This is a genomic window from Billgrantia ethanolica, assembly GCF_021404305.1.
Taxonomy (GTDB): domain Bacteria; phylum Pseudomonadota; class Gammaproteobacteria; order Pseudomonadales; family Halomonadaceae; genus Halomonas; species Halomonas ethanolica.
Genome location: NZ_JABFTX010000034.1, coordinates 1 through 331 on the forward strand (window position 1 = coordinate 1; position 331 = coordinate 331).

General features: G+C 52.3%; 1 protein-coding gene. It reads right to left on the reverse strand.

From position 1 onward, the window contains the following. Nucleotides 1–68 precede the first annotated feature (68 nt). Nucleotides 69–331 (reverse strand): hypothetical protein (locus HOP53_RS21380; RefSeq protein WP_234271874.1); only part of this gene is annotated, 263 nt, incomplete at its 5' end.

The following is a 331-nucleotide window of genomic DNA, read 5'->3' on the forward strand; positions in this document are numbered from 1 at the left end:
GCTTGGCTCCACCACTTTCCTTGGAAAGTACTGAAGGAGCTCAGCTGGGAGAGCGCCTGCCTTGCACGTCAGGTGGTCAGCCCGGGGTCGCGCACGACTTCGATCCCGCTTGGCTCCACCAAACTTCCTGATGTGTCATTTTCCCACAGTCTTACCTGATCGGATCCGCAGTCATAAGCCATCGTCGTGTGTTGCGATGTCAGGCTTATGACTGTTCTCTGAACAGTCTGCTCTTTAACAATGTGAATCATGCTGACAAGTTTTCTCCGCAAGGAGAAAGCAAAAGTGATACGTCTCAAGCGTATCCGGCAATTGTCGTACGTAATCGCGG